At 51.8% G+C, this 25574-nt stretch carries 21 protein-coding genes and 1 tRNA gene; 19 read left to right on the forward strand and 3 right to left on the reverse strand.

Annotated elements, in window-relative coordinates:
- Positions 1 to 13 precede the first annotated feature (13 nt).
- The 3 genes from HMPREF9453_RS00635 to surE all read left to right on the forward strand — a co-directional run bounded on the left by HMPREF9453_RS00635 (position 14) and on the right by surE (position 5227).
- Entirely contained in the window at positions 14 to 1246 is a 1233-nt protein-coding gene (locus HMPREF9453_RS00635; protein ID WP_008858620.1) for an efflux RND transporter periplasmic adaptor subunit, read from the forward strand.
- A complete protein-coding gene (locus HMPREF9453_RS00640; protein WP_008858621.1) occupies positions 1243 to 4374 on the forward strand; it encodes an efflux RND transporter permease subunit in 3132 nt (1043 codons plus the stop codon). Before HMPREF9453_RS00635 ends, HMPREF9453_RS00640 begins: the two co-directional genes overlap by 4 nt.
- Positions 4375 to 4468: 94 nt before the next feature.
- Positions 4469 to 5227: a 5'/3'-nucleotidase SurE gene (gene surE / locus HMPREF9453_RS00645; RefSeq protein WP_008858622.1), complete on the forward strand. Its 759-nt coding sequence runs from the start codon at positions 4469 to 4471 to the stop codon at positions 5225 to 5227.
- A 360-nt stretch (positions 5228 to 5587) separates the two neighbouring features.
- Here the strand turns inward: surE and HMPREF9453_RS00650 are convergent, their stop codons facing one another.
- Positions 5588 to 6421 (reverse strand): pyridoxamine kinase, encoded by an 834-nt coding sequence (locus HMPREF9453_RS00650; RefSeq protein WP_008858623.1) that lies wholly within the window; start codon positions 6419 to 6421, stop codon positions 5588 to 5590.
- Between the two features lie 326 nt (positions 6422 to 6747).
- Here HMPREF9453_RS00650 and HMPREF9453_RS00655 point away from each other — a divergent pair, with 326 nt between their 5' ends.
- Positions 6748 to 7107, forward strand: coding sequence for a metal-sensing transcriptional repressor (locus HMPREF9453_RS00655; RefSeq protein ID WP_008858624.1), 360 nt, complete (start codon positions 6748 to 6750; stop codon positions 7105 to 7107).
- Between the two features lie 43 nt (positions 7108 to 7150).
- Positions 7151 to 9949 carry a heavy metal translocating P-type ATPase gene (locus HMPREF9453_RS00660; RefSeq protein ID WP_008858625.1) on the forward strand — a complete coding sequence of 933 codons (2799 nt, stop codon included), beginning with the start codon at positions 7151 to 7153 and terminating at the stop codon, positions 9947 to 9949.
- 85 nt (positions 9950 to 10034) lie between these two features.
- On the opposite strand, the gene HMPREF9453_RS00665 is transcribed toward HMPREF9453_RS00660, so the two are convergent.
- Positions 10035 to 10120 (reverse strand) — tRNA-Leu (locus HMPREF9453_RS00665).
- Positions 10121 to 10393: 273 nt separating this feature from the next.
- Here HMPREF9453_RS00665 and HMPREF9453_RS11845 point away from each other — a divergent pair.
- From HMPREF9453_RS11845 to HMPREF9453_RS00675, 3 genes are all read left to right on the forward strand, one after another.
- Positions 10394 to 10546: a hypothetical protein gene (locus HMPREF9453_RS11845; RefSeq protein ID WP_156792542.1), complete on the forward strand. Its 153-nt coding sequence runs from the start codon at positions 10394 to 10396 to the stop codon at positions 10544 to 10546.
- Positions 10547 to 10625: 79 nt separating this feature from the next.
- Complete coding sequence (locus tag HMPREF9453_RS00670; protein ID WP_008858627.1) at positions 10626 to 11876, forward strand: M20 metallopeptidase family protein; 1251 nt, start codon at positions 10626 to 10628, stop codon at positions 11874 to 11876.
- A 156-nt stretch (positions 11877 to 12032) separates the two neighbouring features.
- Positions 12033 to 12593: an HdeD family acid-resistance protein gene (locus HMPREF9453_RS00675; protein ID WP_008858628.1), complete on the forward strand. Its 561-nt coding sequence runs from the start codon at positions 12033 to 12035 to the stop codon at positions 12591 to 12593.
- 288 nt (positions 12594 to 12881) lie between these two features.
- Here HMPREF9453_RS00675 and rpsT read toward each other — a convergent pair whose 3' ends face one another.
- Positions 12882 to 13229, reverse strand: coding sequence for a 30S ribosomal protein S20 (rpsT, locus tag HMPREF9453_RS00680; protein WP_008858629.1), 348 nt, complete (start codon positions 13227 to 13229; stop codon positions 12882 to 12884).
- Between the two features lie 300 nt (positions 13230 to 13529).
- Here rpsT and acpS point away from each other — a divergent pair, with 300 nt between their 5' ends.
- The 11 genes from acpS (at position 13530) to HMPREF9453_RS00735 (ending at position 24950) form a co-directional block, all read left to right on the forward strand.
- On the forward strand, positions 13530 to 13922 hold the full coding sequence (gene acpS / locus HMPREF9453_RS00685; protein WP_008858630.1) for a holo-ACP synthase: 393 nt from the start codon (positions 13530 to 13532) through the stop codon (positions 13920 to 13922).
- Positions 13903 to 15435 (forward strand): bifunctional ADP-dependent NAD(P)H-hydrate dehydratase/NAD(P)H-hydrate epimerase, encoded by a 1533-nt coding sequence (locus tag HMPREF9453_RS00690; protein WP_008858631.1) that lies wholly within the window; start codon positions 13903 to 13905, stop codon positions 15433 to 15435. The genes acpS and HMPREF9453_RS00690 overlap by 20 nt, the downstream gene beginning before the upstream one ends.
- A 2-nt stretch (positions 15436 to 15437) precedes the next feature.
- Positions 15438 to 16352, forward strand: coding sequence for a ComEC/Rec2 family competence protein (locus HMPREF9453_RS00695; RefSeq protein ID WP_008858632.1), 915 nt, complete (start codon positions 15438 to 15440; stop codon positions 16350 to 16352).
- Positions 16349 to 16573 carry a DUF3006 domain-containing protein gene (locus tag HMPREF9453_RS00700; RefSeq protein ID WP_008858633.1) on the forward strand — a complete coding sequence of 75 codons (225 nt, stop codon included), beginning with the start codon at positions 16349 to 16351 and terminating at the stop codon, positions 16571 to 16573. Before HMPREF9453_RS00695 ends, HMPREF9453_RS00700 begins: the two co-directional genes overlap by 4 nt.
- Positions 16574 to 16737: 164 nt before the next feature.
- Entirely contained in the window at positions 16738 to 17748 is a 1011-nt protein-coding gene (locus HMPREF9453_RS00705; protein ID WP_008858634.1) for a uroporphyrinogen decarboxylase family protein, read from the forward strand.
- 661 nt (positions 17749 to 18409) lie between these two features.
- Complete coding sequence (locus HMPREF9453_RS00710) at positions 18410 to 19294, forward strand: phosphate ABC transporter substrate-binding protein (RefSeq protein WP_008858635.1); 885 nt, start codon at positions 18410 to 18412, stop codon at positions 19292 to 19294.
- A 94-nt stretch (positions 19295 to 19388) separates the two neighbouring features.
- A complete protein-coding gene (pstC, locus tag HMPREF9453_RS00715) occupies positions 19389 to 20300 on the forward strand; it encodes a phosphate ABC transporter permease subunit PstC (protein WP_008858636.1) in 912 nt (303 codons plus the stop codon).
- Positions 20297 to 21235 carry a phosphate ABC transporter permease PstA gene (pstA, locus tag HMPREF9453_RS00720; protein WP_008858637.1) on the forward strand — a complete coding sequence of 313 codons (939 nt, stop codon included), beginning with the start codon at positions 20297 to 20299 and terminating at the stop codon, positions 21233 to 21235. Before pstC ends, pstA begins: the two co-directional genes overlap by 4 nt.
- Positions 21232 to 22050 (forward strand): phosphate ABC transporter ATP-binding protein PstB, encoded by an 819-nt coding sequence (gene pstB / locus HMPREF9453_RS00725; protein WP_008858638.1) that lies wholly within the window; start codon positions 21232 to 21234, stop codon positions 22048 to 22050. Before pstA ends, pstB begins: the two co-directional genes overlap by 4 nt.
- Positions 22051 to 22232: 182 nt before the next feature.
- On the forward strand, positions 22233 to 22922 hold the full coding sequence (locus tag HMPREF9453_RS00730) for a response regulator transcription factor (RefSeq protein WP_008858639.1): 690 nt from the start codon (positions 22233 to 22235) through the stop codon (positions 22920 to 22922).
- An 18-nt stretch (positions 22923 to 22940) separates the two neighbouring features.
- On the forward strand, positions 22941 to 24950 hold the full coding sequence (locus HMPREF9453_RS00735; protein ID WP_008858640.1) for a sensor histidine kinase: 2010 nt from the start codon (positions 22941 to 22943) through the stop codon (positions 24948 to 24950).
- Positions 24951 to 25574: the final 624 nt, after the last annotated feature.

Here is a 25574-nt window from a genome sequence, read left to right on the forward strand (position 1 = left end):
TGGGGAGGATTTTATGCAGCTTTCATGGCTTCATTCTAAAAAAGCAAAAATCATCATATGGACTGTTATCCTTGTTTTCCTGCTTTGCGGCATTTACGCCTACACCCACCGCAGCCGGGTCAGCGTGGGGAAAACATCGGCCCATCCGCTGGTGAAGGTGGAAAAAATGGAGAAAAAGGACATGATGAAACGGGTGGTACTGTCGGGAGAGACAGTGCCCCGGGAATCGGTGGATATTTCTCCCAAGTATGCAGGCCGGCTGGAGAAAGTATATGTGGATCTGGGGGACAAGGTGACAAAAGGAGATATCCTTATTTCCCAGGACACGAAGGATATCAGCTATTCCATCGCCCAGAACCGGGCCGGCAGCCATGAGGCTGCGGCAGATGCAGTGGAAAGCAGGGCTTCCTATGACGCAGGCACCCTGAAAGCACAGAGTGATTATGATAATGCCCTTTCCACTTTTAACCGCTATGACACCCTGTTCCAGGAAGGCGCCGTTTCCAGACAGGAGCGGGATGACAAGTACCAGGCCATGATGGAAGCCAGAGCGGCCCTTCAGAACCTGACCGGTCAGGATGTGGAGGGCGTGCCGGCAGTGATTGCAAGCAAAGAAGCGGCAGCAGAAAAGGCGGCTTATACTGTAGATTCCCTGGAAAGTCAGAAGGGGGATATGACCATGTATGCCCCTGTGTCCGGTACCATCGGCTATCGGGATGCGGAAGCGGGAGAGTGGGCGTCGGCAGGCCAGAAGCTTTTAACCATTGTGGATAACAGTGCTCTGTACCTGGACTGCGCCGTGGCGGAACAGGACATCGGGGTTCTTCGGGAAGGCATGGACATGGATGTTTCCATCGATTCCCTGGGAGAGAAGGTAAAGGGAAGAATCATTTATATCAGCCCGGACCTGGATTCCTCTACCCATTCCTACAAGGTCCGCATCCTTCTTGACGGGGATGGAAGGAATCTTCGGGGCGGCATGTTTGGCCGAAGCGTTGTGATGGCCATGGAAAGGAAGAATGCCCTGTACCTGCCCAAGGAAGGGGTGCTTGAAAATAATGGAAAGAAGTGGGCCTTCCTGATTGACAGCAGCCATAAGGTGAAAAAGGTGGAAGTTACCACCGGCCTTTATAATGATGACTCCATTGAAATCCTTACAGGAATTTCTGAAGGAGACCGGGCTGCAGTCACCAATATTTCCAAACTGAAGGACGGTATGACGGTGGATGTGGAGGGAACGGTATGAATCGGTTGAATATGACCCGCTACGCCGTCACCCATCCTGTGGGCATCATCATGATTGTCCTCTTCTTCGTGACCCTGGGTCTTTACAGCTACTACCGCATCGGTGTGGAACTGTATCCGAAAATCAATACGCCCTATGTGGTAGTCAGCGTCACCTATGACGGCGCCGATGCGGAATCGGTGGAGCAGCAGGTGACCAAGCCCGTGGAGGATGCCCTTTCCTCGGTGTCCGATGTCAAGCATATTACTTCCAAGTCAAGGACCGGGAAGTCCCAGGTTACCCTGGAGCTTAATTTTGATGCCGATGTGGATGCAGCGGCGGTGGACGCTTCCCAGAAGGTGAATGCCATCAGGAAAAGCCTTCCTGATGATGCCGATGACCCGGTGGTGGAAAAGCGGGATATGGATGCAGCGCCTATTCTGGATTTGGCCCTGGTTTCGCCCCATCCGCTGGATGAAATGTATTCGCTGGCAGACAATACGCTGACCAACGATTTCACCAAGGCCGACGGTGTGTCGGATGTGGAACTTTCCGGCGGCAGAGACCCCGAAATTGCGGTCAAGATAGACAGGGACAAGCTGTCCTACTACGGGATTTCCATGAATGACATCATTTCAGCGCTGAAACGGGAAAACAAGCTGGCCCCCGCCGGCTCCTCCTACACGGACCGCCGGCAGACCCAGATCCGGCTGAATGCGCAGTACCATTCGGTGGAGGATATCAAGAAAATCTATGTCACCGCCCAGGGCGGCGGCGCCATACCCATTACCGCCCTGGGAGACGTGGTGAGGGAAGATAAAAAGGTGTCCCGCTATGCCCGGATCAATGGCCAGGACGCCGTGGGCATATCCATTTACAAGAACAGCAATGCCAACCTGGTTTCCACGTCCGACGCTGTCATGACAGTGCTGGAGCAGCTGAGAAAAGAGTATCCGGACTATCAGTTCATTGTCGTCAACGATTCTGCTGCTTACGTGCGGACAGCTCTCCATAATACCCTGGGCACCCTGGTGGAAGGCCTTTTCACCACAGGCCTGGTGCTCTTTCTCTTCCTTCGGGGCTGGCGCTCCGCAGCGGCTGTCATGATTGCTATTCCTACCTCCCTGATTGCCTCCTTCTTTGCCATGTACATGGCAGGCTTTACCTTCAACATGATGTCCCTCATGGGCATGACCCTCTGTATCGGCATCCTGGTAGATGATTCCATTGTGGTGCTGGAAAATATCCACCGCCATCTGGCCAGAGGGGAAAGTCCAAAAGAGGCGGCGGTGAAGGGCCGTATGGAAATCGGTATGGCGGCGATTGCCATTACGATCTGCGATGTGGTGGTGTACCTGCCCATCGCCTTCATGACCAGCATGACCGGCCAGTTTTTCCGCCAGTTCGGACTGACCATCGTTTTTGCATCGCTCTTTTCCCTTTTCATTTCCTTCACCCTCACACCCATGCTGGCCTCCCGATTCTTCCAAAAAGGCCTTCACGTACCGGACAGAAAGCTCTGGCGGGCGATGGACCGGATGGAAGAAGGCATGCAGGATTTCTACGAAGAGGCGCTCCACTGGAGCTTTCACCATAAAAAGAAACTCTTTGCAGGCACAGCCCTGGCGCTGGCCCTCTTTACGGCCATGGTGCCTCTGGGCATCATCGGCAGGGAGTACATGCCCCGCACCGATGAAAGCGGTTTCAATGTGCAGATCAAGCTTCCCACCGATGCCAGCATTGAGCGCACCGATGCGGTGACCACCCAGCTGGAGGACTATCTGTCCAAGGTTCCGGAAGCCAAGTACTACATGGCCATGGTGGGCGGCGGTAGCGGCGTCAATTCCGGCCGCATCCGGGTGTCTCTCATGGACAGGCAGGACCGGAACCGTTCCATCTGGGACATTACCGATGAAATGAGAAACTGGATTTCCCAGAACATCCATGACGGCGATGTGAGAATCAAAGAAGACCAGGCCTCTGTGTCCGGCACTTCCGGCGGCGGGTTGGGTCAGGGCGGCGGCGCTTTCCGCCTGGAACTCCGGGGCAACAACATGCAGGATCTGATTCTTGCTTCTGAAAAGGTCCAGGATATGCTGAAGCAGGGGGACTATGGCATTACCGATGTGAGCTCCACCTATCAGGAAGGACTGCCGGAGCTCTCCATCGTTCCGGACAGGGAGAAGCTGAAATACTACGGCGTCACCGTGGGAAGCCTCTATGATACCCTGTCATCCGCCATCAGCGGCAGCGGCGGCGGCGTCCTTCCAAACGACGTGAAAAACAGCGGCAATGATACAGATATCAATGTATATTTCAGGGGCGGTGAATCCTATAAGAAATCGGATCTCGCAGTCATTCCCATTGAAACATCCAAAGGCCTGGTCCATATTTCCGATGTGGCGCAGATCAAAGATGAAGAAGGGCCCATTACCATTAATCGCACCGATAAGCAGCGGTCCATTATTATCGGCGGAAATCCCGGCAGCCGTCCGCTGAGCCAGGTCATTGAAGAAGTGACCCATGACCTTAAAGACGCCGGACTGCCTGAAACCGTGAGCTTCCGATTCTCCGGACAGGCGGACAGCATGAATGAAAGTTTCACCGAACTTCTGGCGGCCCTCCTCATGGGCATGGTGCTGGTGTACATGGTCCTGTCCGTGCTCTACGAATCAGCTAAGACTTCCTTCATCCGCATGTTTTCCCTGCCCTTCGGACTGATCGGCTCTCTCTTCTTCCTCTTCCTCATGAATGATTCTTTGAATATTTACTCCATGATCGGCATTATCGTCATGGATGGCGTGGTGGCAAAGAACGGCACCCTCCTTCTGGACTACACCCTGACCCTCATGCATACCAGGGGCATGAATCCGAAGGACGCGGTGCTGGAAGCCGGCAGGACCAGACTCAAACCTATCCTTATGACCACCTTTACCATGATCGTAGGCATGCTGCCTACGGCCCTGGCAGTGACGGCAGGCTCCGAAACAAGAAGCTCCATGGCCTGGGTGATCATCGGCGGTCTTCTAACCTCCACCATTTTCACGCTCCTTGTGATGCCTATGATTTTCCTTTTCTTCGAAAATCACTCGTTCCTTCATTTCCTGAAAAAAGAGGAAGGAAGAATCGGCGCTGCAGCCAGGAAGTAAGGCCTTGGGACTTTACAGAATCTATATAGAACCTTGTCTATTTATATGGTACAATAAAGGAATCAGAATCTATGTGTTAGAAATCAGGTGAACCATGCATATTTTTATGACCAATGATGACGGCTTCGAGTCTCCCGGACTGATTGAAATGGCAAAAAAACTCTCCCGCCTGGGCCGGGTCACCGTTATTGCTCCCAATCGGGGAAGAAGCTCCTGTTCCTCCTCCCTGTCCCTCCAGACCTATCTGCGTATGTGGCACAAGGAAAGCTATGGAGAAAATATTTCCGTCCTTTCCTGCAACGGCACCACTGCAGACTGCTGCAAGCTGGCTCTGGAACACTGGCTCCGGAATGACATGCCGGATCTGGTGGTATCCGGCATCAACAACGGCTACAACAGCGGCACCGACTGCCTTTACAGCGGTACCGTAGCCGGCGCCCTGGAAGGGGCGGTCTTCGGTATTCCTTCCATCGCCCTTTCTGCAGAAACCATAAAGGACAAGGATTTTCTGGATAAAGCCTCCACCTTTGCCTTTGACATCGTAAGGAAATATTTCGTCCAGGAAAAATACAGGGGCACCTTAAGCCTCAATATCCCTAAAGAGGGGAAGGAACTGTCCCTGGACAATCTGAAGGTGGTGAAGCTGGGCGTGCAGCGCTATGAAAATGCCATTCGCGAAATGAAAGACCCCTCCGGTCATCTGGGTTTCTGGCTTTCCGGGAAAATGCTGCCCGATGCAGCGCCGGACACCGACGTTTTCTGGATTCACCGCGGCTATCCTACCCTGACGCCCCTGACCTGGAATATGACGGACCGGGACGCTTTGGAAAAAGTAAGAGCTTCCATTCAATAAAAAAACCATCAAAAAAAACAGCCCTCGGGCTGTTTTTTGATGGTTTTTTTATTGGGGGAAAGAGGATCTTACCTACCTCTGCGGCACCACTCGATGAGTGCAGGTGGGATTCTTTCCCGCGGGGCAGGGAAATCGCCGAATGAATCCAGTTCCCCTGCCACCCAAAGGGAAGCGCCGGAATGCTTTTCATGCCATATGATACAGAAAGCCAAATCCCGTAACGCTGACTTCATACTCATCGCCCTGCGGGCGATACCACAACCCTCGGCCCGAAGGGCCGTCAAACTTAAGAACCTTAAGAACCTTCGGGGCGAAGCCCCGTCAACCCTCACACCGAAGGTGTGTCCAAAGGCGAAGAAATCAGTTTTCCAAAAGTTTTGCAAGGCAGGGCTCCACCTGCACCCCTTCCCGGTAATCGCTGCCGTCTTTATAGGTGTATTCGATGGCATAGGAAAGGAAGGAAGCTGCTTTCTTGACTGCGTCGGAAAGACTTTTCCCCTGAAGAAGGGAACCGGTCACCACGCTGGTGAAAAGATCGCCGGTGCCGCAGGTGGCAAAGGGGATGCGTTTTACCTTGTAATCGGAGTAGGTGCCTTCATTGGCATCGAAGCAGGCAATGCGGATGGTGCCTTTATCCGATGGCACGCTGGTAATTACCACCTGTTTGGGACCCCGGGCAGTGAGGTCATGGGCAATGGAAAGAAGGGCATCCGTGGTAACCGGCTTGTCATCATAGGGACGGTCTGTGAGAAGGCAGGCTTCCGTATAGTTCGGCGTCACCACGGTGGCGGCGCTGATGAGTTTCTTCATTTCCTTCACAATGTCCGGAGTAAAAACGGGGTAGAGCTTTCCGTCATCTGCCATGGCCGGGTCCACCACCACCAGGGTATCCTTCCCGGCAAAACGGGAAATGGCGTCGAGCACTATGCCGATCTGGCCAGCGTCTGCCAGAAAACCGCTGTAAATGGCATCATAAGAGTAGCCAAGCTTCTGCCATTGATCCATAAATTCCTTCATGTGAGGAGTGAAATCAGAAAAAGTGAAATCACCGTAGGTCAGATTATTGCTGAAAATAGCAGTGGGGAAGGGATTCACCTGAAACCCCATGGCGGAAATCACCGGCAGCGCTGCGGTGAGTGAACAACGCCCGAAGGCGCATAAATCATGAATAGCGAGTACGCGTTTTGTAGACATAAGTACCTCCTGCTGTATAGAATAATTCTATTTTACAATGGCCTTGGTACTACGTAAACGACCAATTTCTGAAAGAAATATATGACCAGATTGTCGGCTGACCGCTGACCGATATCGGCTGTCGGCTATCGGCTATCGGCTGACCGCTGACCGCTGACCGCTAGCCGTTGGCCTTCCCCCGTTCCCCAGCCCCAGTCCCCGGTCCCGATCCCCCAGTCCCCAGCCCCGATTCTCCAGTCCCCGGTCCCGATCCCGATCCCGACTCTCCAATCCCCAGCCCCCATTCCCCAATATCCCCTTGACAGGGGACCCCAGGGGGGTGTAGTATGGTGGACGTTAGGGATACAGAAATTTTGATTTCTCAGAAATATAAATTCAGCAAGGAGAAGGAAATGGAACACTGCGAATGTCGACACACCATGCGAACGGAAAAGGAAAGAAAAGTACTGATGACCCGTCTGAAAACGGTGGAGGGCCAGATCCGGGGCATTGAAAAAATGGTGGAAAGCGACGCCTACTGTCCGGATATTGTGATGCAGGTGTCTGCGGTGACCAATGCGCTGAACAGTTTCAACAAGCTCCTCCTGGCTGCCCATATCCGCGGATGCGTCACAGAAGACATCCGGGAAGGAAAGGAAGACAAAGTGGATGAACTCTGCAGCATGCTGCAGAAAGTCATGAAATAGGATTTCCCTTTGTCTTTATCCTTAACAGAAAGATGGTGATTTTATGAGTGAAAATAAATGCCAGTACATGGTGACCGGCATGACCTGCGCCGCCTGCCAGGCTCACGTGGAAAAAGCGGTGAGCCGGGTGCCGGGAGTAGACAAAGTGACAGTGTCTCTTTTGACCAATTCCATGTCCGTAGAAGGAAAGGCTTCTGCCAGTGATGTGGTGGAAGCGGTGGAAAAGGCAGGCTACGGTGCTAAACCCATGAATGCTTCCTCTGCCGGTATGTCCCGGCTGGAAGCAGAAAAGGAAGCCCTGGAGGATCATGAAACGCCGAAGCTCAAAAGACGGCTTCTCATTTCTATTTTTTTCCTGATAGTCCTCATGTACTTCACCATGGGACACAATATGCTGGATCTGCCGGTGCCTTTCTTTTTGAATCATAACCATCTGGGCCTTGCCCTGACGGAAATGATTCTGGCCTTTATTGTTATGGCAGTGAACCATGCCTTCTTCGATTCCGGCTTTAAGTCCCTTTTCCACAGGAGTCCCAATATGGATACCCTGGTGGCTCTGGGCTCTTCCGTATCCTTCGGCTGGTCCCTTTATGTATTTTATAAAATGACCTGGCTCATAACCCAGGGCTCTTCCAGTATGGATATCATGCCCCTCTATCATGACCAGCTTTATTTCGAATCAGCTGCCATGATTCCTGCCCTCATTACGGTAGGAAAACTCTTGGAATCCATTTCCAAAGGACGCACCACCGATGCGCTGAAGGGGCTCATGAAGATTGCCCCGAAAACGGCTCTGGTGGAAAGGGAGGGGAAGGAATCCCTCATTCCTGTGGAAGAAGTGCGGGCAGGAGACATATTTATAGTAAAGCCCGGCGAATCGGTGCCGGTGGACGGCGAAATTTTGGAAGGGGAATCGGCGGTGGATGAGTCCGCCTTAACCGGGGAATCGGTGCCGGTGGATAAGAAACCCGGCGACCGGGTGAGCGCCGCCACTATGAATACCAATGGCTATATCCGGGCCCGGGCCCTTCGGGTAGGAGAAGATACCACCTTTGCCCAGATTATCCGCATGGTCAGCGATGCGGCTGCCACCAAGGCGCCCATTGCCCGCATAGCCGACAAGGTATCGGCGGTCTTTGTGCCGGCAGTGATTCTCATTGCTATTCTGGTATTCATCCTGTGGATTCTGCTGGGCGCTCCCGTTTCCAGGGCCCTGGAATACGCCATCTGCGTCCTTGTCATTTCCTGCCCCTGCGCCCTGGGCCTGGCGACACCGGTGGCCATTATGGTGGGCAATGGCATGGGTGCTAAAAACGGCATCCTCTTCAAAACCAGCGAAGCCCTGGAAAATGCAGGAAAAATCGATATAGCCGTCATGGATAAAACCGGTACCATTACGGAAGGAAAACCCAAGGTGACCGATATGGTGCCGGCGGAAGGGGTTTCGGAAAAAGAACTTCTGGAAAAAGCTTACGCCCTGGAAGTGAAATCGGAACATCCCCTGGCGCTGGCAGTGGTGGATTATGGAAATCGGAAATCAGTGAAAGCCCTTCCCTTGACTGATTTCAAAATCCTGTCGGGGCACGGACTGGAAGGAAACCTGGGAGGAAAGAAACTCCACGGCGGTTCTGCTTCCTATATTTCCACCTTCACCTCCATAAAAGAACTCAAGGATCGGGCGGAAGCCCTTGCAGAAGAAGGAAAGACGCCCCTTTTCTTTGAAGAAGAAGGGAAACTTTTGGGACTCATGGCCGTGGCTGATGTGATTAAGGAAGACTCGCCCCGGGCCATCCAGGAGCTTAAGGATATGGGCATCCAGGTAGTCATGCTGACCGGCGACAATGAAAAGACGGCGGCCGCCATGGCCCGGAAGGCCGGCGTGGACCATGTGATTGCCGGTGTCCTTCCTGATGGAAAGGAAGCGGTCATCAGAAAGCTCCAGGCCTTTGGGAAAGTGGCCATGGTGGGTGACGGGATTAATGATGCCCCGGCTCTGGTGAAGGCGGATACAGGCATTGCCATCGGTGCCGGCACTGATGTGGCCATTGACTCCGCCGACATTGTACTCATGAATTCCCGTCTCACCGATGTGTCCGCCGCAGTGCGGCTTTCCCGGGAGACTTTGAAAAATATTCATGAAAACCTTTTCTGGGCTTTCGCCTACAACGTGCTCCTCATCCCCATGGCTGCCGGCCTGTATCCCGGCATCCGCATGAACCCCATGTGGGGCGCCGCCGCCATGTCCCTTTCCAGTTTCACTGTCTGCATGAACGCTCTAAGGCTCAATCTCTTCAACGTCCGCAACTCTTCCCGGGACAAAAAGAAAAAGATGACGGCCCTGCCGGACTGGGATACCATTTCCGGCAAGCCCTCCTCTGAAGAAAAGCCAAAGGCGGCGGGAGGAAAGGCAGTGGTGCTGGTAGAAGGCATGATGTGTGAAAACTGCGAAAACCACGTGAAGAAAGCGCTGGAATCGCTTCCCTTCATTACCGGTGCCCGGGCAGACCACAAAACAGGCCGCGTGTCCATTACATACAGCTCACAACCCGACGAAGCAGCCATGAAACAGGTGCTGGCCAAGGCGGATTATGAATATAAAGGCATTTTATTTCCAAAGGAGGAAACAAACATGAAAGAAACAGTTAAAATCGAAGGTATGATGTGCAATCACTGCGAAATGACAGTAAAGAAAGCTTTGGAAGCCCTGGACGGTGTGGAAAAGGCCGATGTATCCCATACCAAAGGCACCGCTGTTCTTACTCTGGATAAGGCAGTAGCTGATGGAGATATTAAGAAAGCCATCGAAGACAAGGACTACACCTTCAAAGGCATTGAAAAATAAGGAATCAAAAAGCCGTGAAACGGGAAACCGCTTCACGGCTTTTATGTTGTAGAAATCAAAAAACCAGCCTGCAGGCTGGTTTTTATGGTGCCGGAGGCGGGACTTGAACCCGCACGATGTTGCCATCGCCAGATTTTGAGTCTGGTGCGTCTGCCATTCCGCCACTCCGGCATATCGGTAATTATTTTATCATACAGACTGACCTATCGTCAATGAAAAAATGGGGAAGCACGTAACGCAGGCTCCTTTCCTGAAAAGGAGCCTGCGAAGCGGTGAGAATAGCCTCTACAAAAACTGCGGCGAAGCCGCCTCCACCACCCTCTGAACCTTTTGAACCTTCTGAACCCTCTGAACCCGGGCCGGTTCATCTTAAGAACCGGCCCTTTTGAATCCCTTGTCCCCCTGTGTTATGATGGATGTATCCTTTTCAAAGGAGATGAGAGTGTGAATATAAAGCTGGTGCTGCTGGGGCTTCTGGCCTTGTTCAGCCTGTATCGTTTGTATGAACATAATGATTTCATGACTCTCTGTGCCACGGTGATCGTGGTGGCGGCCTTTGTGCTGTCCGCCTTTCATCTGTGGCGGAGACGACAGTAGGAACGCGTTGCTTTTATGAAATGGATGAGCGTTTTCCCATAAGAAAAGCCTGACTGGCTTTAACAGAGGAGGGATTCTTTTGGATTGCAGAGATGCAGCTGAAAAAGAAAGGGACACAGTGATTTCACTGCGCCGCCATTTTCATGAAAATCCTGAGCTTTCACAGAAAGAGTTCAGGACCATGGATTTTATTGAAAAGTTTCTTCATGAATTAGGAATTGAAACGGTACGGGTACCTCATGGCGGGGTATTCGGATTTATTGACAGCGGCAGGCCGGGCTGGACGGTGCTCATGCGGGCAGACATTGATGCCCTTCCTATTAAGGAAGATCCGGTGAACCTGTCTAAGGAAAGGGTGTGCATTTCCCAAAACGATGGCGTCATGCATGCCTGCGGCCACGACGGCCATATGGCCATGCTGCTGACAGAGGCCAAAATCCTTTCTCTCCATAAAAAGGAGTGGGAAGGAAAGGTGGTTCTCATGTTTGAGGAAGCCGAGGAAATGGGAGAAAGAGGAATTGCTCCCATGCTCCGTTACCTCAGGGACCATCATATCCATGTGGATACCTGCTTTGGCACCCATGTGAAATGGGATCTGCCGGCAGGAAAGGTAGGCATCCTTTACGGCACTGCCATGGCAGGAGCCTATTTCTTCCGCATCAAGCTTCATGGAAAGAGCGGCCACGGTTCCCGCCCCGATATGGCGGTGAGCCCCATTGAATGCTTTATTTCCATTGCTTCCGAGCTCCGTTCCTACCGCATGCGGATCACGGCGCCTACGGACAGCTTCACTTATTCTTTCGGCTCCGTGGAAGCCGGTCATGAACCGAATATTATTCCTGAAGAGCTCATGTTTGCCGGCACAGCCCGCTGCACGAAAAACGAAGACGGCCTGGCTTTCCGCAAGACCCTTCTGGAGGTCACGAAGAATACCGCCGCCCTTCATGGCTGCACGGTGGAAGTGGTGGAGGACCAGTACTTCCCGGTGACCGTCAATACGAAGGAATGCGTGGACCTGGCAAGGAAGGCAGTGGTGGACCAGCTGGGCGAAGGGGCCCTGGACAGAAACTGCCCCATGTGGATGGCTACGGAAACGTTCTCCATTACCGAGTCTACCTGGCCGGGGGTATTCTTCTTCACCGGCATTTATGACAAAGATGTGGGAAGCGGCAGCCCTCATCATACGCCGAAATTTGATATAGCCGAAAATGGTCTGGTTACCGGTGTGGCAGCAGCCCTGTCCTATGTGACAGCGGTGCTGAAAGAAAAGCCGGCCTGCCCCTCCTTCCATGCAGTGGATCTGGAAAGCATGCTGAAGCTCACAGAATGATCTGAAAAAAGGCTTTGGAGAAATGGGAATCCTTTCTCCAAAGCCTTTTTGGCCGTTGAAGTTTTCGGGCCGGCATGGGATAAATGGGAATCACCTCTGGAACATGATTCGCAGAAGGACTATAATATAGACAGGAGATAAAGTAAGGAAGCATTCATGAAATCTATTTCTTTTTTCATGAAAGAGGCGATAGGTATGCTTCCATCAGCATTGCTTTTTATTGGCAGTATTCTTTTTATAGGCGCCGGTATTTTCTGTATTGCGGAGCCGGCGGAGTCTCTTCTGGCGGTGGGATATTATATCGGATTTGTCCTTGTCCTTGGCGGGGTATGCCAGATTCTCCGCTGGATGAAAACGGAGGGCGCCGGTCGTTCTCTCTGGCATCTTCTCATGGCAGTCCTTGATACGGCCTTCGGCCTGTGGATGATGATTTCCCTGGCCTTCGCCGTGGTGGCCTTCATGCTGCCCCTCCTCTTTGCCCTCTATATTCTTCTCCGCGGTATTTTCATGATGATCCTGCGTTCCAGAAAACAGGCATCTTTGAGAAATCCCGGACTTTATATGGTGGCAGCGGTGGTGCAGATTCTTCTGGGGCTGCTTCTGGTATTTCGTCCTGACGCAGCGGGGCTCCTCTTCATGTACATGGTAGGGGCGGCCCTCATCTGGAGCGGCATCAGCACTTTCCTTACTTGGAGGAAAGACGGTATGGATGCATGAAAAAAGGCTCTGAAAAATGAGAAACATTTTTCAGAGCTTTTTTTGTGTGGAATGACAGCATTTCCAAAGGTTCATCCTTGTATATGTGATGCAGGGAATGTGTTGTCCTGTCGCCTCTCGCTGCAGCCATACGTTCTATATCCGGCTGAAGCGCTGAATCTCTCCGGGAGGGGTCAACCATTCCGGAGAAAGCCCATAAAACTTCGGGAAGTATATCCCTGCACAGGAGGCAGGATTTGGAGCAATAAAAAACTGCGCCGTAAAGGGCACAGTTTCTTTTGAAAGGGCTCAGGCCTTTTCTTCCATCTTTTCCTTGTAAGCTTCCTTTGCTTCTTCCTTGGCAGCTTCTGCTTTTTCTTTTGCTTCAGCAGCTTTAGCCTTGGCAATGGCAGCGTTTACGTTTGCGTTCAGACGGGATTTCTTACGAGCGGCTGCATTCTTATGAATGACGCCCTTCTGGGCAGCACTATCAATGATGCTTACAGCGGCGCGAAAAGCTTCTTCTTTATTGTCAGAGTTAGCAGCAGCTACAGCTTTCTTCATAGCGCCGTGAATCTGGGATTTAACAGCAGCGTTGGCAGCTCTTTTAGCAGCGTCCTGTCTCATGCTTTTCATGTTGGCTTTAATCTGTGGCAATGTATTTCACCTCCCGTCTGCATTATTCATACCATGCCATTCTATCATATTTTGACTGCCATGGCAAGGAAACTTTCAAAGAAATATAAAGACTTGCTTTTATGGCTCATTTCCCATGTTTTTATCTTTCATTTGAATAAGATCATGGGCTTTTGTACAATAAGGAGGAAAGGAAAAGAAGTGCTGATTCATCCATAGGGGCTGTGTTGATTCCTGGATTCCAGGGAGGAAATCAAAGCCGTGGGCCCTGGAATCGGTGCTTTACAGTCGGATGTAGCGGTTTCACGAAAGGAGAAGCCCATGTATGTAGGTGTAGACTTAGTAAAGATAGACCGGTGGGAACGGATACTGGAAAAGTTCCCCGCCCGGGCGGAGAAGATTTTCACAGCAGAGGAAATAGCCCACTGCGAGAAGAAGGGAAAGAAGCGGGCCGAGTCCTATGCGGCTCTCTGGGGAGCCAGGGAGGCGGCAGGGAAGGCGCTGGGCATCGGTATTTTCGGCTCTGCCTGGCAGGATGCCTTTGTGACCTGGACGAAATGGGGAGCGCCGGTGCTTCATCTGCAGGGCACTTTCCAGAAAAGGGCGGAGCAGCTTGGCATCACAGACATGTCCATTTCCATTTCCCATGAAGAACATATGGCCATTGCAGTGGTTGTAATGGCAGGAGGCAGGCATGATACTGACAAAGACTGAAGAGTCAAGACTTCTGGATTCCATGGCCATGAAGGAATACGGGATTCCGGAGATGGTGCTTATGGAGAATGCAGGATCATCGGTGGTCCGTCTGACGGAAAAATATGTGGACTGGGACGGCGCTTTTACGGTGATTCTCTGCGGCACAGGAAATAATGGAGGCGACGGGTTCGTAGCAGCCCGCTACGCAGCAGGCCGGGGAGCCAGGGTGCTGGTGCTCCTCATGGGAAACGAGGCCCACATGAGCGAATCATCAAAGCAGTACAGGCATGTAATAGATAAAATGGGCATCCCGGTGATTCCTATTTCCAGGGCTGAAGAAGGGGCACCCTACATCCATGACGCCGATATCCTGGTGGATGCCCTCATAGGCACCGGTCTTTCCAGCGAGGTAAAGGGGGAAAAGGCCCTTCTGATTACTTTGATGAACGAGGCCCAGGGCATCATCATTTCCGTAGATGTGCCAAGCGGCATGCTGACCGATACCGGCAGGGCTGCCGGAGTGGTGGTGGATGCAGACTATACGGTGGCGCTGGGTTCGGTGAAACGGGGCCATGTGCTGTATCCCGGATCTTCCTACACCGGCACCCTGCTCTATTCGCCCATTGGCATTCCTGATGAGGCACGCATGGATTTTCCTGTCCATCTGACGGAAAAGGAAGATGTGTTCAATATCCTTCCCGTGAGAAATCGGGTGTCCCATAAAGGAAAGAATGGTTTCATCGGTATTTTTGCCGGCTCCTATGGCATGGAGGGAGCGGCCCTTCTCTCAGGCCAGGGGGCTCTCTATGCCGGCGGCGGCAAGGTGGCGGTGGTAACTTCTGCCGGTGCTCATTCTGCGCTGGCTGGCAGGATTCCGGAGCTCATGGTTTCCTCTCTGGGGAAAGGCCCCTTCTTTACAGAAGCGGACAGCGCAGAAGCGCTGGAAAAGGCGAAGGCCTACGATGTCATAGCCCTGGGACCCGGTCTTGGCAGAGAGAAGGAAACGGGAAAGTTTGTGAAGCGTCTCATCACTTCTTTTGATAAGACCATGGTCATTGATGCGGATGCCCTTTTTGCAGTCAAGGAAGAGCACATTGCCCTGGATACCTGTCCCGGGCGGCTCATCCTCACGCCCCATGTAGGGGAATTTTCCCATCTCACCGGACTTTCGCCCAAAGAAATCGAGAATGGACGGATTGACGAAGCCATCCGGTTTGCCGTGGAGAACCATGTGGTGCTGGTGCTGAAAGGGGCGCCTACGGTGACTGCCATGCCCGACGGCTCGGCCTATGTAAATACCACCGGCAACCCGGGCATGGCCACCGGCGGCATGGGAGATACCCTGACCGGTATCATTGCCGCCCTGGCAGGACAGGGCATGAATGCGTCCGGCGCCGCCCTGGCAGGGGTATACCTTCATGGGCTGGCAGGAGATATGGCGGCAGAAAAGACACCGGTAGGCTACCGGGCCGGTGATCTGGCAGAATGGATTCCATTGGCCCGGGCAGAAGTGATGAAAATGGGGAGATAACCATGCATATATTTCAAAAACTGATGAAATTTCTGGCAGTGTTTCTTTTGTCACTGTCATTAACCGCTGCTTTTTCCGCCTGCGGCAGCAGCGCGTCCTCTTCGGCCAGTCCGGCGAAGGCCTCTGCTGCCGCCAAAGGAGGCCAGCTCACTGTGCGTATGCTGGACATAGGCCAGGGAGATGCCTTCCTTCTGGAAAAGGATGGGAAGTTTGTCATGATTGATACCGGGGACATTGAACACCGGGACCAGATTGTGGCGCTCCTTCATAAATACAAGGTCAAAGAAATTTCCAAAATCATTATTACCCATCCCCATGCAGACCATCTGGGCGGCATGAATGCCATCTTCAAAAATTTCAAGGTGGATGCCATTTACGATGACGGCATGCCTGCGGCCACCGGTTCCTACAAGAACTACCTGAAGCAGATCAAGGCGAATAAGATTCCCTACCATGTGCTGAAGGCAGGGGACGAGGTGGATTTCTTCGACGGTGTCAAATACAACGTGCTGGGGCCTGTGAAGGTCATCAAAGACCAGAAGGGAAATTCCGATTTCAATAACAATTCCGTAGTGGGCCGTCTGACCTATGGGAAATTCTCCATGATGTTCACCGGCGATGCAGAAAAAGAGGAAGAAAAGACCATTCTTGACAAGGGAGGCACCCTGAAGAGCGATGTGCTGAAGGTGGGCCACCATGGCAGCCGTACCAGTACGTCTCCTGCTTTCCTGAAAGCCGTTTCTCCGAAGGATGCTTTCATTTCCTGCGGACAGGGCAATGATTACGGTCATCCCCACAAAGTGACCCTGGATAAGCTGGAAAAAGCCAAAGTCCATGTATACCGCACCGACAGAAACGGCACGGTTACGCTGACCACCGACGGCAGCAGTTATCATATTGAAAAGGAGCGGGCATGATGAAGAAAGAAGCCATTGTAGACCGCATCGAAGGGAAAAAGGCGGTACTGATTACGGACGACGAGGAAACGGTGATTCTTCCGGCGGCCTGGCTGCCTCATATCCATGAAGGCATGGCGGTGGATATGGATTTCACAGAAAATCCTGAAAGAGAGAAGGCGTCCATGGAAGAAGCGGAAGACCTTCTGGCGGAAATCAAAAGGATGAACGGGGAAGAATAAAATGGGGGAGCGCTGATGGCGCTCCCTTTTCCCTATATGATATGATAGATGGAAAGCCTTTGGAAAAGCACTGACATTATCATGGCCCGCTTTTATATAAGCAGACTCTATGAATGAATCGGTGCTTCTCGAAGACGGTAATTATTGAAATGCAGGAGGCATTTATGGCACAGACTAAGAGAGAACTAGTAAAGGCAGCTCTTGACTGCAAACCGGTAGATCGTGTACCGGTCGGTTTCTGGCATCATTTTCTGGCAGATCAGAGACACGCAGACGCACTGGCCCATCACTCCGCCTGGGTGGACAACCTGGCGGGACATGACACCTTTTACAAATCCTGGAAACCGGACTTTGTGAAAATTATGACTGACGGATTTTTTCTCTATCCCCACGAGCAGCTTCATGACCTGAAGTCCATCAGGGATGCGGAAAACATCAAACCTCTGGGCAGGGATTCAGAGTGGATTCAGAAACAGGTAGAACTCTGCGGTATCCTCACAGAAAGATACGGGAAAGAAGTGATGGTATTCTACAACCTCTTTGCCCCTACCCGGTGCATTGAATTCCAGCAGACCGGGAGCGATGCGAAGACCGTGATTACCCGCTTCATGAAAGAAGACCCGGAGGCGTTGAAGGAAGTCATGGCAGTGCTTACGGAAGATATTGCCACCCTGGCCAAAGCCGTTATTGCCGATGGTCATGCCGACGGGATTTACCTGTCAGTACAGAACATTCCCCATCCCGACATGACCTATGAGAAATACAGGGAATTTATTACTCCTTCAGAAATCGCCGTGCTGGAAGCAGCCAACTCGGTGTCTGACTATAACCTGCTCCACATCTGCGGCTACATGGGCTGCCACAACGACCTGACCTGGTACAGGGACTATCCCTTCAAGGCCGTGAACTGGGCTGTGGCTTTCGAAGGAGTGCCTCTGGAAAAGGGAGAGGAAATCTTCAATCACCGCTGCGTCATCGGCGGTTTTGACAACAACCCGGAAGGAGTCCTCTATTCCGGCACCAGGGAAGAAGTAGAAAAAGAAACGGTGCACATCCTGGAAAAAGCAGGCACCAGAGGCGTTATCCTGGGCGCCGACTGCACCGTGCCCAAGGACATTGATCCCGAAAGATTCAACTGGGTCAGAGACGCCGCTGCCGCTTTCGGCGTGAAATAGGAACATAATAATAGATAATAAAAAAAGCCTAAAAGGGGCTGTGAAGAAATGATTTACATTTTTTCACGGTCCTTTTTTCGTGGAGAAAAGAGGGAACCCTAACGATCCCTGCGCCACCCATCTATGAGAGCCGGCAGGAAGCTTCCCACCGGATTTGCGGTTCGCTTTGCATCGCTTCGCTCGGGGTGGGCCGCCGATTGGCGGTCAGGGAAATGATAGAGTGTCATATCTCTGCTCAGACCCGTACACCCTTTTGCCTCTTCGAGGCATTTCCCCTCAAGGGGAAACGAGAAAATAGGTGGCACTGGATATTGTGTCACATATGACACAGACAGCCAATCCCGTAACGCTGACTTTATAAGCATTGCCCACAGGGCAATCCGCAACCCTCGGGGCCTGAAAGGCCGTCAAACTTAAGAATCCTCCGGCCGTCAGGCCGGTCAATCCTAAGAACCTTCACACCGAAGGTGTGTCCACGGGCGAAGCCCTGTCAACCCTCACACCGAAGGTGTGTCCCTCTGAGCAGCAGCTCCCTTTACGTTTCTTTTACAATCTAAATCAAAGCTATACTTTTTTCTCCCTTTGTTTTTTACATCCCTGCTTTACACTTAAAGCATCGAAAACAAAAGCAAACATCATTCGTTTCAAGGGAGGATTTATAATGAATCTTAAAAAGTGGATGGCTCTGGCTCTTTCTTCGGCAGCATTGGTTGCAGCAGCAGGCTGCGGCGGAAATTCCGCTCCGGCTAAAAGCGGCGCCGCTTCCGGCAGCAAGGTTTCCGGACAGGTAACTGTTTCCGGTTCATCCGCACTTCTTCCGCTGGCTAAAGATGCAGCTGCCAAGTTCAAAACAAAGAACCCTGATGTATCTATCACACTGAATGCAGGCGGCTCCGGCACCGGTCTGAAACAGGTAGCTGAAGGCTCTGTAAACATCGGCAACTCCGATGTACCGGCAGAAAAGAAGCTCCCCGCTGACAAGGCAAAGGGACTGGTAGACCACAAGGTCTGCACCATGACCGTAGCGACCATTGTGAATAAGGACATTGCAGACAAGGTGAAGAGCCTTACTTCCCAGCAGCTGCAGGATGTATTCACTGCGAAAGTGACCAACTGGAAAGATGTAGGCGGCCCTGATGAACCAATCGTTCTCGTAACAAGACCTACCACTTCCGGCACCCGTGCCCTCTTCACAGAACTGGCACTGGCAGGACAGGAAGAAGCATCCAATAAATCCCTTGAAACCGATGATAGCGGCACACTGATCCAGAGCGTAGCTCAGACAAAGGGTGCTATCGGCTATGTAGCTCTTCCTTACTTGGTAAACAACAAAGACGTATCAGCCATTGCTATTGATGGCGTAGAACCGAGCCTGGAAAACACCTACAACGGCAAGTACAAAGTCTGGGGTTATGAACACATGTACACCAAAGGCGAAGCCACCGGCGCTGTGAAAGCTTATCTGGACTATGTTCTCTCTGATGAATACGGTGTAGAAATCGAAAAACAGGGCTACGGCGTATCCTCCAAAATGAAGACAAAATAATTTGAGTTTAAAAGCGTAATACGAAATAGCTGCGGGAAAAGCGGCCGCGTGAATATGCGGCTGCCTTTCCCGTCTTTCAAAAGGAGAACCATTCATGGACGGTAATATGCGCCAGCAGCATATGTTCAGGCGAGAAATTCTGGGAAAGAGCGTATCCACTATATGCGGTTTCTTCCTCATTATTCTCACCGTTGCCATTGGCTGCTTTCTGCTCGCCAAAGGCATGCTTACATTCACCGATTTTCACCACAGCATAGGGGAGTTTCTCTTCTCCTCCGCCTGGAAGCCATCTGATACCGATGCAGGCGGCGGCCAGGTAGGGGCAGCCATCTTCATCTGGGGCTCCATCCTTACCTGCTTCCTGGCGCTGGTCATTGCCATTCCCTTCAGCCTTTCCACCGCCGTATTCATGACCCAGATTTCCCCGAGACTGGGTGAAAAACTGATTCGCCCCGCCGTGGAAATATTCGTCGGCATTCCCTCCGTTGTTTACGGCTGGGTAGGGCTGGTGGTGCTGGTGCCATTCCTGCAGAAACTGTTCAAACTGCCTCATGGGCAGTCAGTGCTGGCAGCAGCCATCGTCCTTTCTGTCATGATTTATCCCACCATTACCTCCGTTTCTGCTGATGCCATCCGCAGCGTGAATAAGAAATATATCGAAGGGGCCTATGGACTTGGTTCCACCCGCTGGCAGATGATTTACAAAGTGCTCCTGCCGGCAGCCCTGCCGGGCATTCTGACAGCCATTGTGCTGGGCCTGGCCCGTGCCTTCGGTGAAGCCCTGGCAGTTTCCATGGTTATCGGCAAGATGAAATCTTTCCCCAAAAGTATTCTGGATCCCACCAACAGCCTTACCGCAGCCATTGCTTCCGATATGGGCGGTGCCATGGACGGCGGCGAACTGAATGCAGCCCTGTGGACCATGGCTCTTCTCCTCTTCATTATTTCCCTTCTCTTTATCCTGATGATTCACCTCATTGCAGCTAGAAAGGAGTCCCTGGCATGAGTACACAGCCGGCAGAGCCGATGAACGGAAAAATGTCTGATCTCCGCTTCATTGACGGAGGACTCAAGAGAGCCCGTTTTGCTGATAAAACAGCAACCTTCTTCTTTTATTTCATCTCCGCAGCCTTTGTGTTCCTGCTCATTGCTTTTACCCTGTATGTAGTATGGGGCGGAATCAAAGCTTTTAAACCGGAAGTCTTTTCCTTTGGACCCCAGGGCATTGGCAGCCAGTTCTTCAATACGGTATACCTGGTGGTTCTTTCCCTTCTGATTTCAGTTCCCATTGGCGTCATGGCCGGTGTTTACATGGCGGAATATGCCACTCCCGGCAAGGTGACCAATACGCTTCGCATTGCCATTGAAACCCTGTCTTCCCTGCCTTCCATTGTAGTCGGCCTCTTCGGATACCTGGTATTCATCATCATGGTGCACAGCCAGTGGAATCTGTTCTCCGGCGCCCTGGCCGTTTCCGTTCTGTCCCTGCCCCTCATTACATCCACCACCTATGATGCTTTCAAGGCCCTCCCGGAAGGGTATAAAGAAGGCAGTCTGGCTCTGGGGGCTACCCATTTTGAAACCATCTGGCATGTCATGCTGCCTGCCACGGTGGGACCTATTGTGACCGGCGTCATCCTGGCCGCGGGGAGAGGATTCGGCGAAGCGGCCGCCCTCCTGTACACGGCTGGTATGAGTACCGATATTAATTGGAATGTGTGGGATGTGACTTCTCCCACCTGCCCATTGAATCCTTTCCGTCCCGGCGAAACCTTGTCCCTTCAGGTGTGGGCTGCCCGTACTGAAGGCCTTGGCTCCGGCGCCATGGACACAGCAGCAGCGGCTTCTGCCGTACTTATGATTATGGTATTAGCATTCAGTATCGGAGCCAGAATGGTGAGCCGGTATATTTCCAGAAAAACTGAAGGAGAAAATTCATGATGACAAATAACAATTCTATGGCTGTCCAGGCTCCTGCCAGCGCAGCGTCCCTGTCCGTTTATTCCAATATCATTTTTGACTGCAAAGGCCTTGATCTTTACTACGGCGCTTTCCAGGCATTAAAGAAAATTTCCATGCGCATTGAAAGAAACCAGATTACTGCCCTCATCGGACCTTCCGGCTGCGGTAAATCCACATTCCTCAGGACTCTGAACCGCATGAATGATCTGGTTCCCGGATGTCGCGTAGAAGGACAGGTCCTTCTTTCCGGCGTAGATATCTACAAGGAAATCGATCCCATTGTGCTGCGCCGCCATGTAGGCATGGTTTTCCAGCAGCCAAACCCCTTCCCCAAGAGCATTTATGATAATGTAGCCTATGGCCCCCGTCTGAAAGGCATTACCAGGAAGAGCGACCTGGACGAAATCGTGGAAAGAAGTCTTCGTCAGGCAGCCATCTGGGATGAACTGAAGGATCGTCTCCATAAGTCTGCCTTAGGTCTTTCCGGCGGCCAGCAGCAGCGTCTCTGCATTGCCCGTGCCCTGGCAGTAGAACCGGAAGTACTCCTCATGGACGAAGCCACCTCCGCCCTGGACCCCATTTCCACCGCCCATATTGAAGAACTGGCTGTGAAGCTGAAAGAAGATTACACAGTGGTCATGGTTACCCATAACATGCAGCAGGCCCAGCGTATCGCTGATAAAACCGCTTTCTTCTACCTTGGCGAAATGGTGGAATACGGAGATACGAAGCAGATTTTCGAAAATCCGAAGGAAGAAAGAACTATTCGTTACGTTTCCGGCAATTTCGGTTGATGTGGTAAAATAAATATGATGAAATTCATGAAATGGACAGGGGACTGTCCATTTCATAGTCTTTGGTACAATAACCGGCATGGGAGCCTGGAAGGCCTCTGCCGGCTTTGACTGTTTTCAAGGAAGCACCGATTCAATCAGTCAGCCTGATTTCATCAGCGCTTTTTAAAAGGAGAACTGACATGCCGCTTATTTACTGTGTAGAAGATGATGAAAGCATTCGCGAACTGGTAAGCTATGCCCTTCGTGGACAGGGATATAAAGTAGGAGGCTTCGGAGAAGCAGCCGAATTTTATGAAGCGCTGCAGAAGAATATTCCGGACCTGGTGCTTCTTGATATTATGCTTCCCGGCGAGGACGGCCTTACCATTTTGAAAAAAATCCGGGCTTCCGGCAAAATGCAGAACATTCCGGTTATTATGATGACCGCGAAAACCAGTGAATTCGATATTGTCAAGGGCCTGGACCTGGGAGCCGATGATTATGTGACCAAGCCCTTCGGCATTATGGAACTTCTTTCCCGTATCCGCTCTGTGCTCCGCCGCACCAGAAAGCCCCAGGAAGCAGGGAAAAAACTCCTTTCCTTCGACGGCATCGTGGTGGATCAGGAACAGCACAGCGTCACCTCCGGCGGCAGGGAGGTACAGCTTACATTAAAAGAATTTGACTTATTATGTTATTTGTTATTAAATAAGGGCATCGTTCTTTCCAGAGACCAGATCATGCAGGCCGTCTGGGATTCACCCTTTGAAATGGAAAGCAGAACCATTGATATGCATATCATGAGTCTGCGCCAGAAACTGGGAAATGAAGGCGCCTGCATCCGTACTGTCAGAGGGGTGGGATACCGCCTGGGTGACAGAAAATCATAAACAGGAGCGTTTATATTTATGAAAGTTCGGATTTATAGAAGTCTTCTTCTCATGGGCATTGTGTCCGTGATTACCACCTTTATCCTGTCCGCCATCCTTTACTACCAGGGCATGCAGGAACAGTTCAGCCATGAACTGCAGCACCTGAACAGTGTCATGGCCGGTGCCGTTTCCACCGATGATGAAGAGGGAAGCCGAGCATACCTCAGCCGTATTTATGATGACAATCATAAGGCCATCCATATCGTATGGCTCGACAGGGATGGTACGGTTCTCTATGACAGCGATAACAAAGATGAAGACTATAAAAACGGCCCGGAAGTGAAGGAAGCCATGGCGGAAGGGAAGGGAGCTGCTGTTCATAAAGATTCCAACGACAACCCCAAGAGCTACTATGCCCAGAAAGCCCCTGACGGCTCCATCCTGCGCCTTTCCAGCGCCCGTACTGTTTCCTATATAGGATTTTCCGCCTACCTGCCGGAAATCATTCTCTTTCTTGTGGTATTTGCAGTAGGCTGTCTCTTTGCGGCGGAAAGGGAAACAGAAAAAATCCTGAAACCCTTCCACCTTCTGGGAGACCTGGTACAGAAAATTATGGAAGGACAGAAGGTGGACGACGTGCCATCAGACTATAAGGAACTGAACCCCCTCATCCGGAAGGTAGAGGAACAGCATGATGAAATCCAGAACTACATGGATGACATTGAAGAGGAACGGAATACCATCCGTACCGTGGTAGATACCATTTCCGACGGCATCATCCTTTTGAACGAGCATAAGGAAATCGTAGACTACAACCGGAAAATCGAGGAAATCTTCCACCTCACCGAAGACAAAAGATATCGCCGCATTGCCAGCCTTTACCATGATGAAGACTGGCTTCGGGTCATCGGGAAAGCCTATCGCACCGACGGCAGGCAGGAATATACCATGAGCCTTTTCAACAATCCCTATCGGATGGTGATGAACAAAATAGAACTTGCTGACGGAGAAACGGGTCTTCTTATCGTGCTCCGCGATATGACCGCCTCCTATATGGCAGAAAAAATGAGACGGGAATTCTCTGCCAACGTGTCCCATGAACTGAAAACACCGCTCACCTCCATCAGCGGCTTTGCAGAAATGATTGCCAACGGCATGTACCAGAAACCGGACGATGTGAAACTCTTCGGCAGCCGCATTGTCAATGAATCCCAGCGCATGCTCACCCTCATTGACACCATTATGCACCTGTCACGCATAGAAGAAACAGAAACCACCATTACCTGGAAAACCGTTTCCTTAGACAGCCTCGTCCACTACGCCGCCGATCTCATCGAACCCCAGGCCAAAGCAAAGGGTGTTGCCCTCACCGTAGATGCAGAGCCCCTCTATACCTACGGCAACGCTGCCCTTCTTTCCGAACTGGTTATGAACCTTCTCGACAACGCGGTGAAATACAACAACGAAGGAGGCAGTGTTCATGCCCTCCTGAAACCGGAAGGGGAGGACAAACTGCGCCTCACCATTTCAGACACAGGCATCGGCATCCCCAAAGACAAGCAGGGAAGAGTGTTCGAGCGGTTCTACCGGGCGGAAGAAAGCAGAAACAAATCCACCGGCGGCAGCGGACTGGGCCTTGCCATCTGCAAGCACATTGTAGAAAAACATAAAGGCACCCTTTCCATGACCAGCGAAGAAGGGAAAGGCACCACCGTCACCGTCATCCTGCCCCGTATGAGCGATGCCGACGTATCCAAAGAAACCAAAGAAGCCCTCACCGCCCGGCAGGAAGCAGAAGACGCTGAATCCGGCCGTCTGGCCCAGCAGGAAGCGGAAGAAGACCAGGCGGCCAAGGCAGCGCTGGGAGAGGCAAAGGAAAACGGGAAGGAACCCAAACACCTCCACAAAGCGAAAAAACTGAAGAAGGACAAAAAGACCAAAAAGAAATCCAATGGTCATTCCCGCAATGCAGAATCGGCGAATAAGCCCGACGGAAAGGCAGGCAAGCCCGGCCGCAAAGCAGGAAGGAAAAAAGAAGTCAAATAAATGAGAAAAGGCTGTGAAAAATGGAAATCATTTCTTCACAGCTTTTTTCGTGGAGAAAACAGGGCACCTTAACCACCCTTGTGCCACCCATCTATGAGAGCAAATAGGACGCTTTAGCCGGAGCGGGGGAGGGACCGAGCTCCTATCCAGTTCGCTAGTGCAAAATGTGTTCGCTGTGCATCGCTTCGCTTAGGGGGCCGCCGATTGGCGGTCAGGAAAATGATAGAGTGTCATATCTCTGCTCAGTCCCGTACACCCTTTTGCCTCTTCGAGGCATTTCCCCTCAAGGGGAAACGAGAGATATGAGGGAAAAAACAGCGAGTCATATACTTCACGTACCATTTCGGAGTTTTCCCCCTTTGGTGGCTGGCGCCACCACCTTTCCCCCGCAAGCGGGGGCACTATGGATGCTTAGCCATGAGGCCATGTCTCTACAGGAAAGCATAGAGCGATTTATTCTGTCCCCCGGATGGGGGAAAGTCCGGCGCAGCCGGATAAGGGGGAGCCGCGTGGCGGCTAATCACCAGAATGCCTATCATGTCATATGACACAGAAAGCAAATCCCGTAACGCTGACTTTATACTCATCGCCCCCTAAAGGGGAAACGACTCACTACATTTTGCG

The sequence above is a fragment of the Dialister succinatiphilus YIT 11850 genome (genome assembly GCF_000242435.1).
GTDB lineage: Bacteria > Bacillota > Negativicutes > Veillonellales > Dialisteraceae > Dialister > Dialister succinatiphilus.

What these genes read in the sequence shown, in the direction of transcription:
- HMPREF9453_RS00635 (WP_008858620.1), top strand. Translation starts at nt 14, where the DNA reads ATGCAGCTTTCATGGCTTCATTCTAAAAAAGCAAAAATCATCATATGG.
- HMPREF9453_RS00640 (WP_008858621.1), top strand. Translation starts at nt 1,243, where the DNA reads ATGAATCGGTTGAATATGACCCGCTACGCCGTCACCCATCCTGTGGGC.
- surE (WP_008858622.1), top strand. Translation starts at nt 4,469, where the DNA reads ATGCATATTTTTATGACCAATGATGACGGCTTCGAGTCTCCCGGACTG.
- HMPREF9453_RS00650 (WP_008858623.1), bottom strand. Translation starts at nt 6,421, where the DNA reads ATGTCTACAAAACGCGTACTCGCTATTCATGATTTATGCGCCTTCGGG.
- HMPREF9453_RS00655 (WP_008858624.1), top strand. Translation starts at nt 6,748, where the DNA reads ATGGTGGACGTTAGGGATACAGAAATTTTGATTTCTCAGAAATATAAA.
- HMPREF9453_RS00660 (WP_008858625.1), top strand. Translation starts at nt 7,151, where the DNA reads ATGAGTGAAAATAAATGCCAGTACATGGTGACCGGCATGACCTGCGCC.
- HMPREF9453_RS00675 (WP_008858628.1), top strand. Translation starts at nt 12,033, where the DNA reads ATGAAATCTATTTCTTTTTTCATGAAAGAGGCGATAGGTATGCTTCCA.
- acpS (WP_008858630.1), top strand. Translation starts at nt 13,530, where the DNA reads ATGTATGTAGGTGTAGACTTAGTAAAGATAGACCGGTGGGAACGGATA.
- HMPREF9453_RS00690 (WP_008858631.1), top strand. Translation starts at nt 13,903, where the DNA reads ATGATACTGACAAAGACTGAAGAGTCAAGACTTCTGGATTCCATGGCC.
- HMPREF9453_RS00695 (WP_008858632.1), top strand. Translation starts at nt 15,438, where the DNA reads ATGCATATATTTCAAAAACTGATGAAATTTCTGGCAGTGTTTCTTTTG.
- HMPREF9453_RS00700 (WP_008858633.1), top strand. Translation starts at nt 16,349, where the DNA reads ATGATGAAGAAAGAAGCCATTGTAGACCGCATCGAAGGGAAAAAGGCG.
- HMPREF9453_RS00705 (WP_008858634.1), top strand. Translation starts at nt 16,738, where the DNA reads ATGGCACAGACTAAGAGAGAACTAGTAAAGGCAGCTCTTGACTGCAAA.
- HMPREF9453_RS00710 (WP_008858635.1), top strand. Translation starts at nt 18,410, where the DNA reads ATGAATCTTAAAAAGTGGATGGCTCTGGCTCTTTCTTCGGCAGCATTG.
- pstC (WP_008858636.1), top strand. Translation starts at nt 19,389, where the DNA reads ATGGACGGTAATATGCGCCAGCAGCATATGTTCAGGCGAGAAATTCTG.
- pstA (WP_008858637.1), top strand. Translation starts at nt 20,297, where the DNA reads ATGAGTACACAGCCGGCAGAGCCGATGAACGGAAAAATGTCTGATCTC.
- pstB (WP_008858638.1), top strand. Translation starts at nt 21,232, where the DNA reads ATGATGACAAATAACAATTCTATGGCTGTCCAGGCTCCTGCCAGCGCA.
- HMPREF9453_RS00730 (WP_008858639.1), top strand. Translation starts at nt 22,233, where the DNA reads ATGCCGCTTATTTACTGTGTAGAAGATGATGAAAGCATTCGCGAACTG.
- HMPREF9453_RS00735 (WP_008858640.1), top strand. Translation starts at nt 22,941, where the DNA reads ATGAAAGTTCGGATTTATAGAAGTCTTCTTCTCATGGGCATTGTGTCC.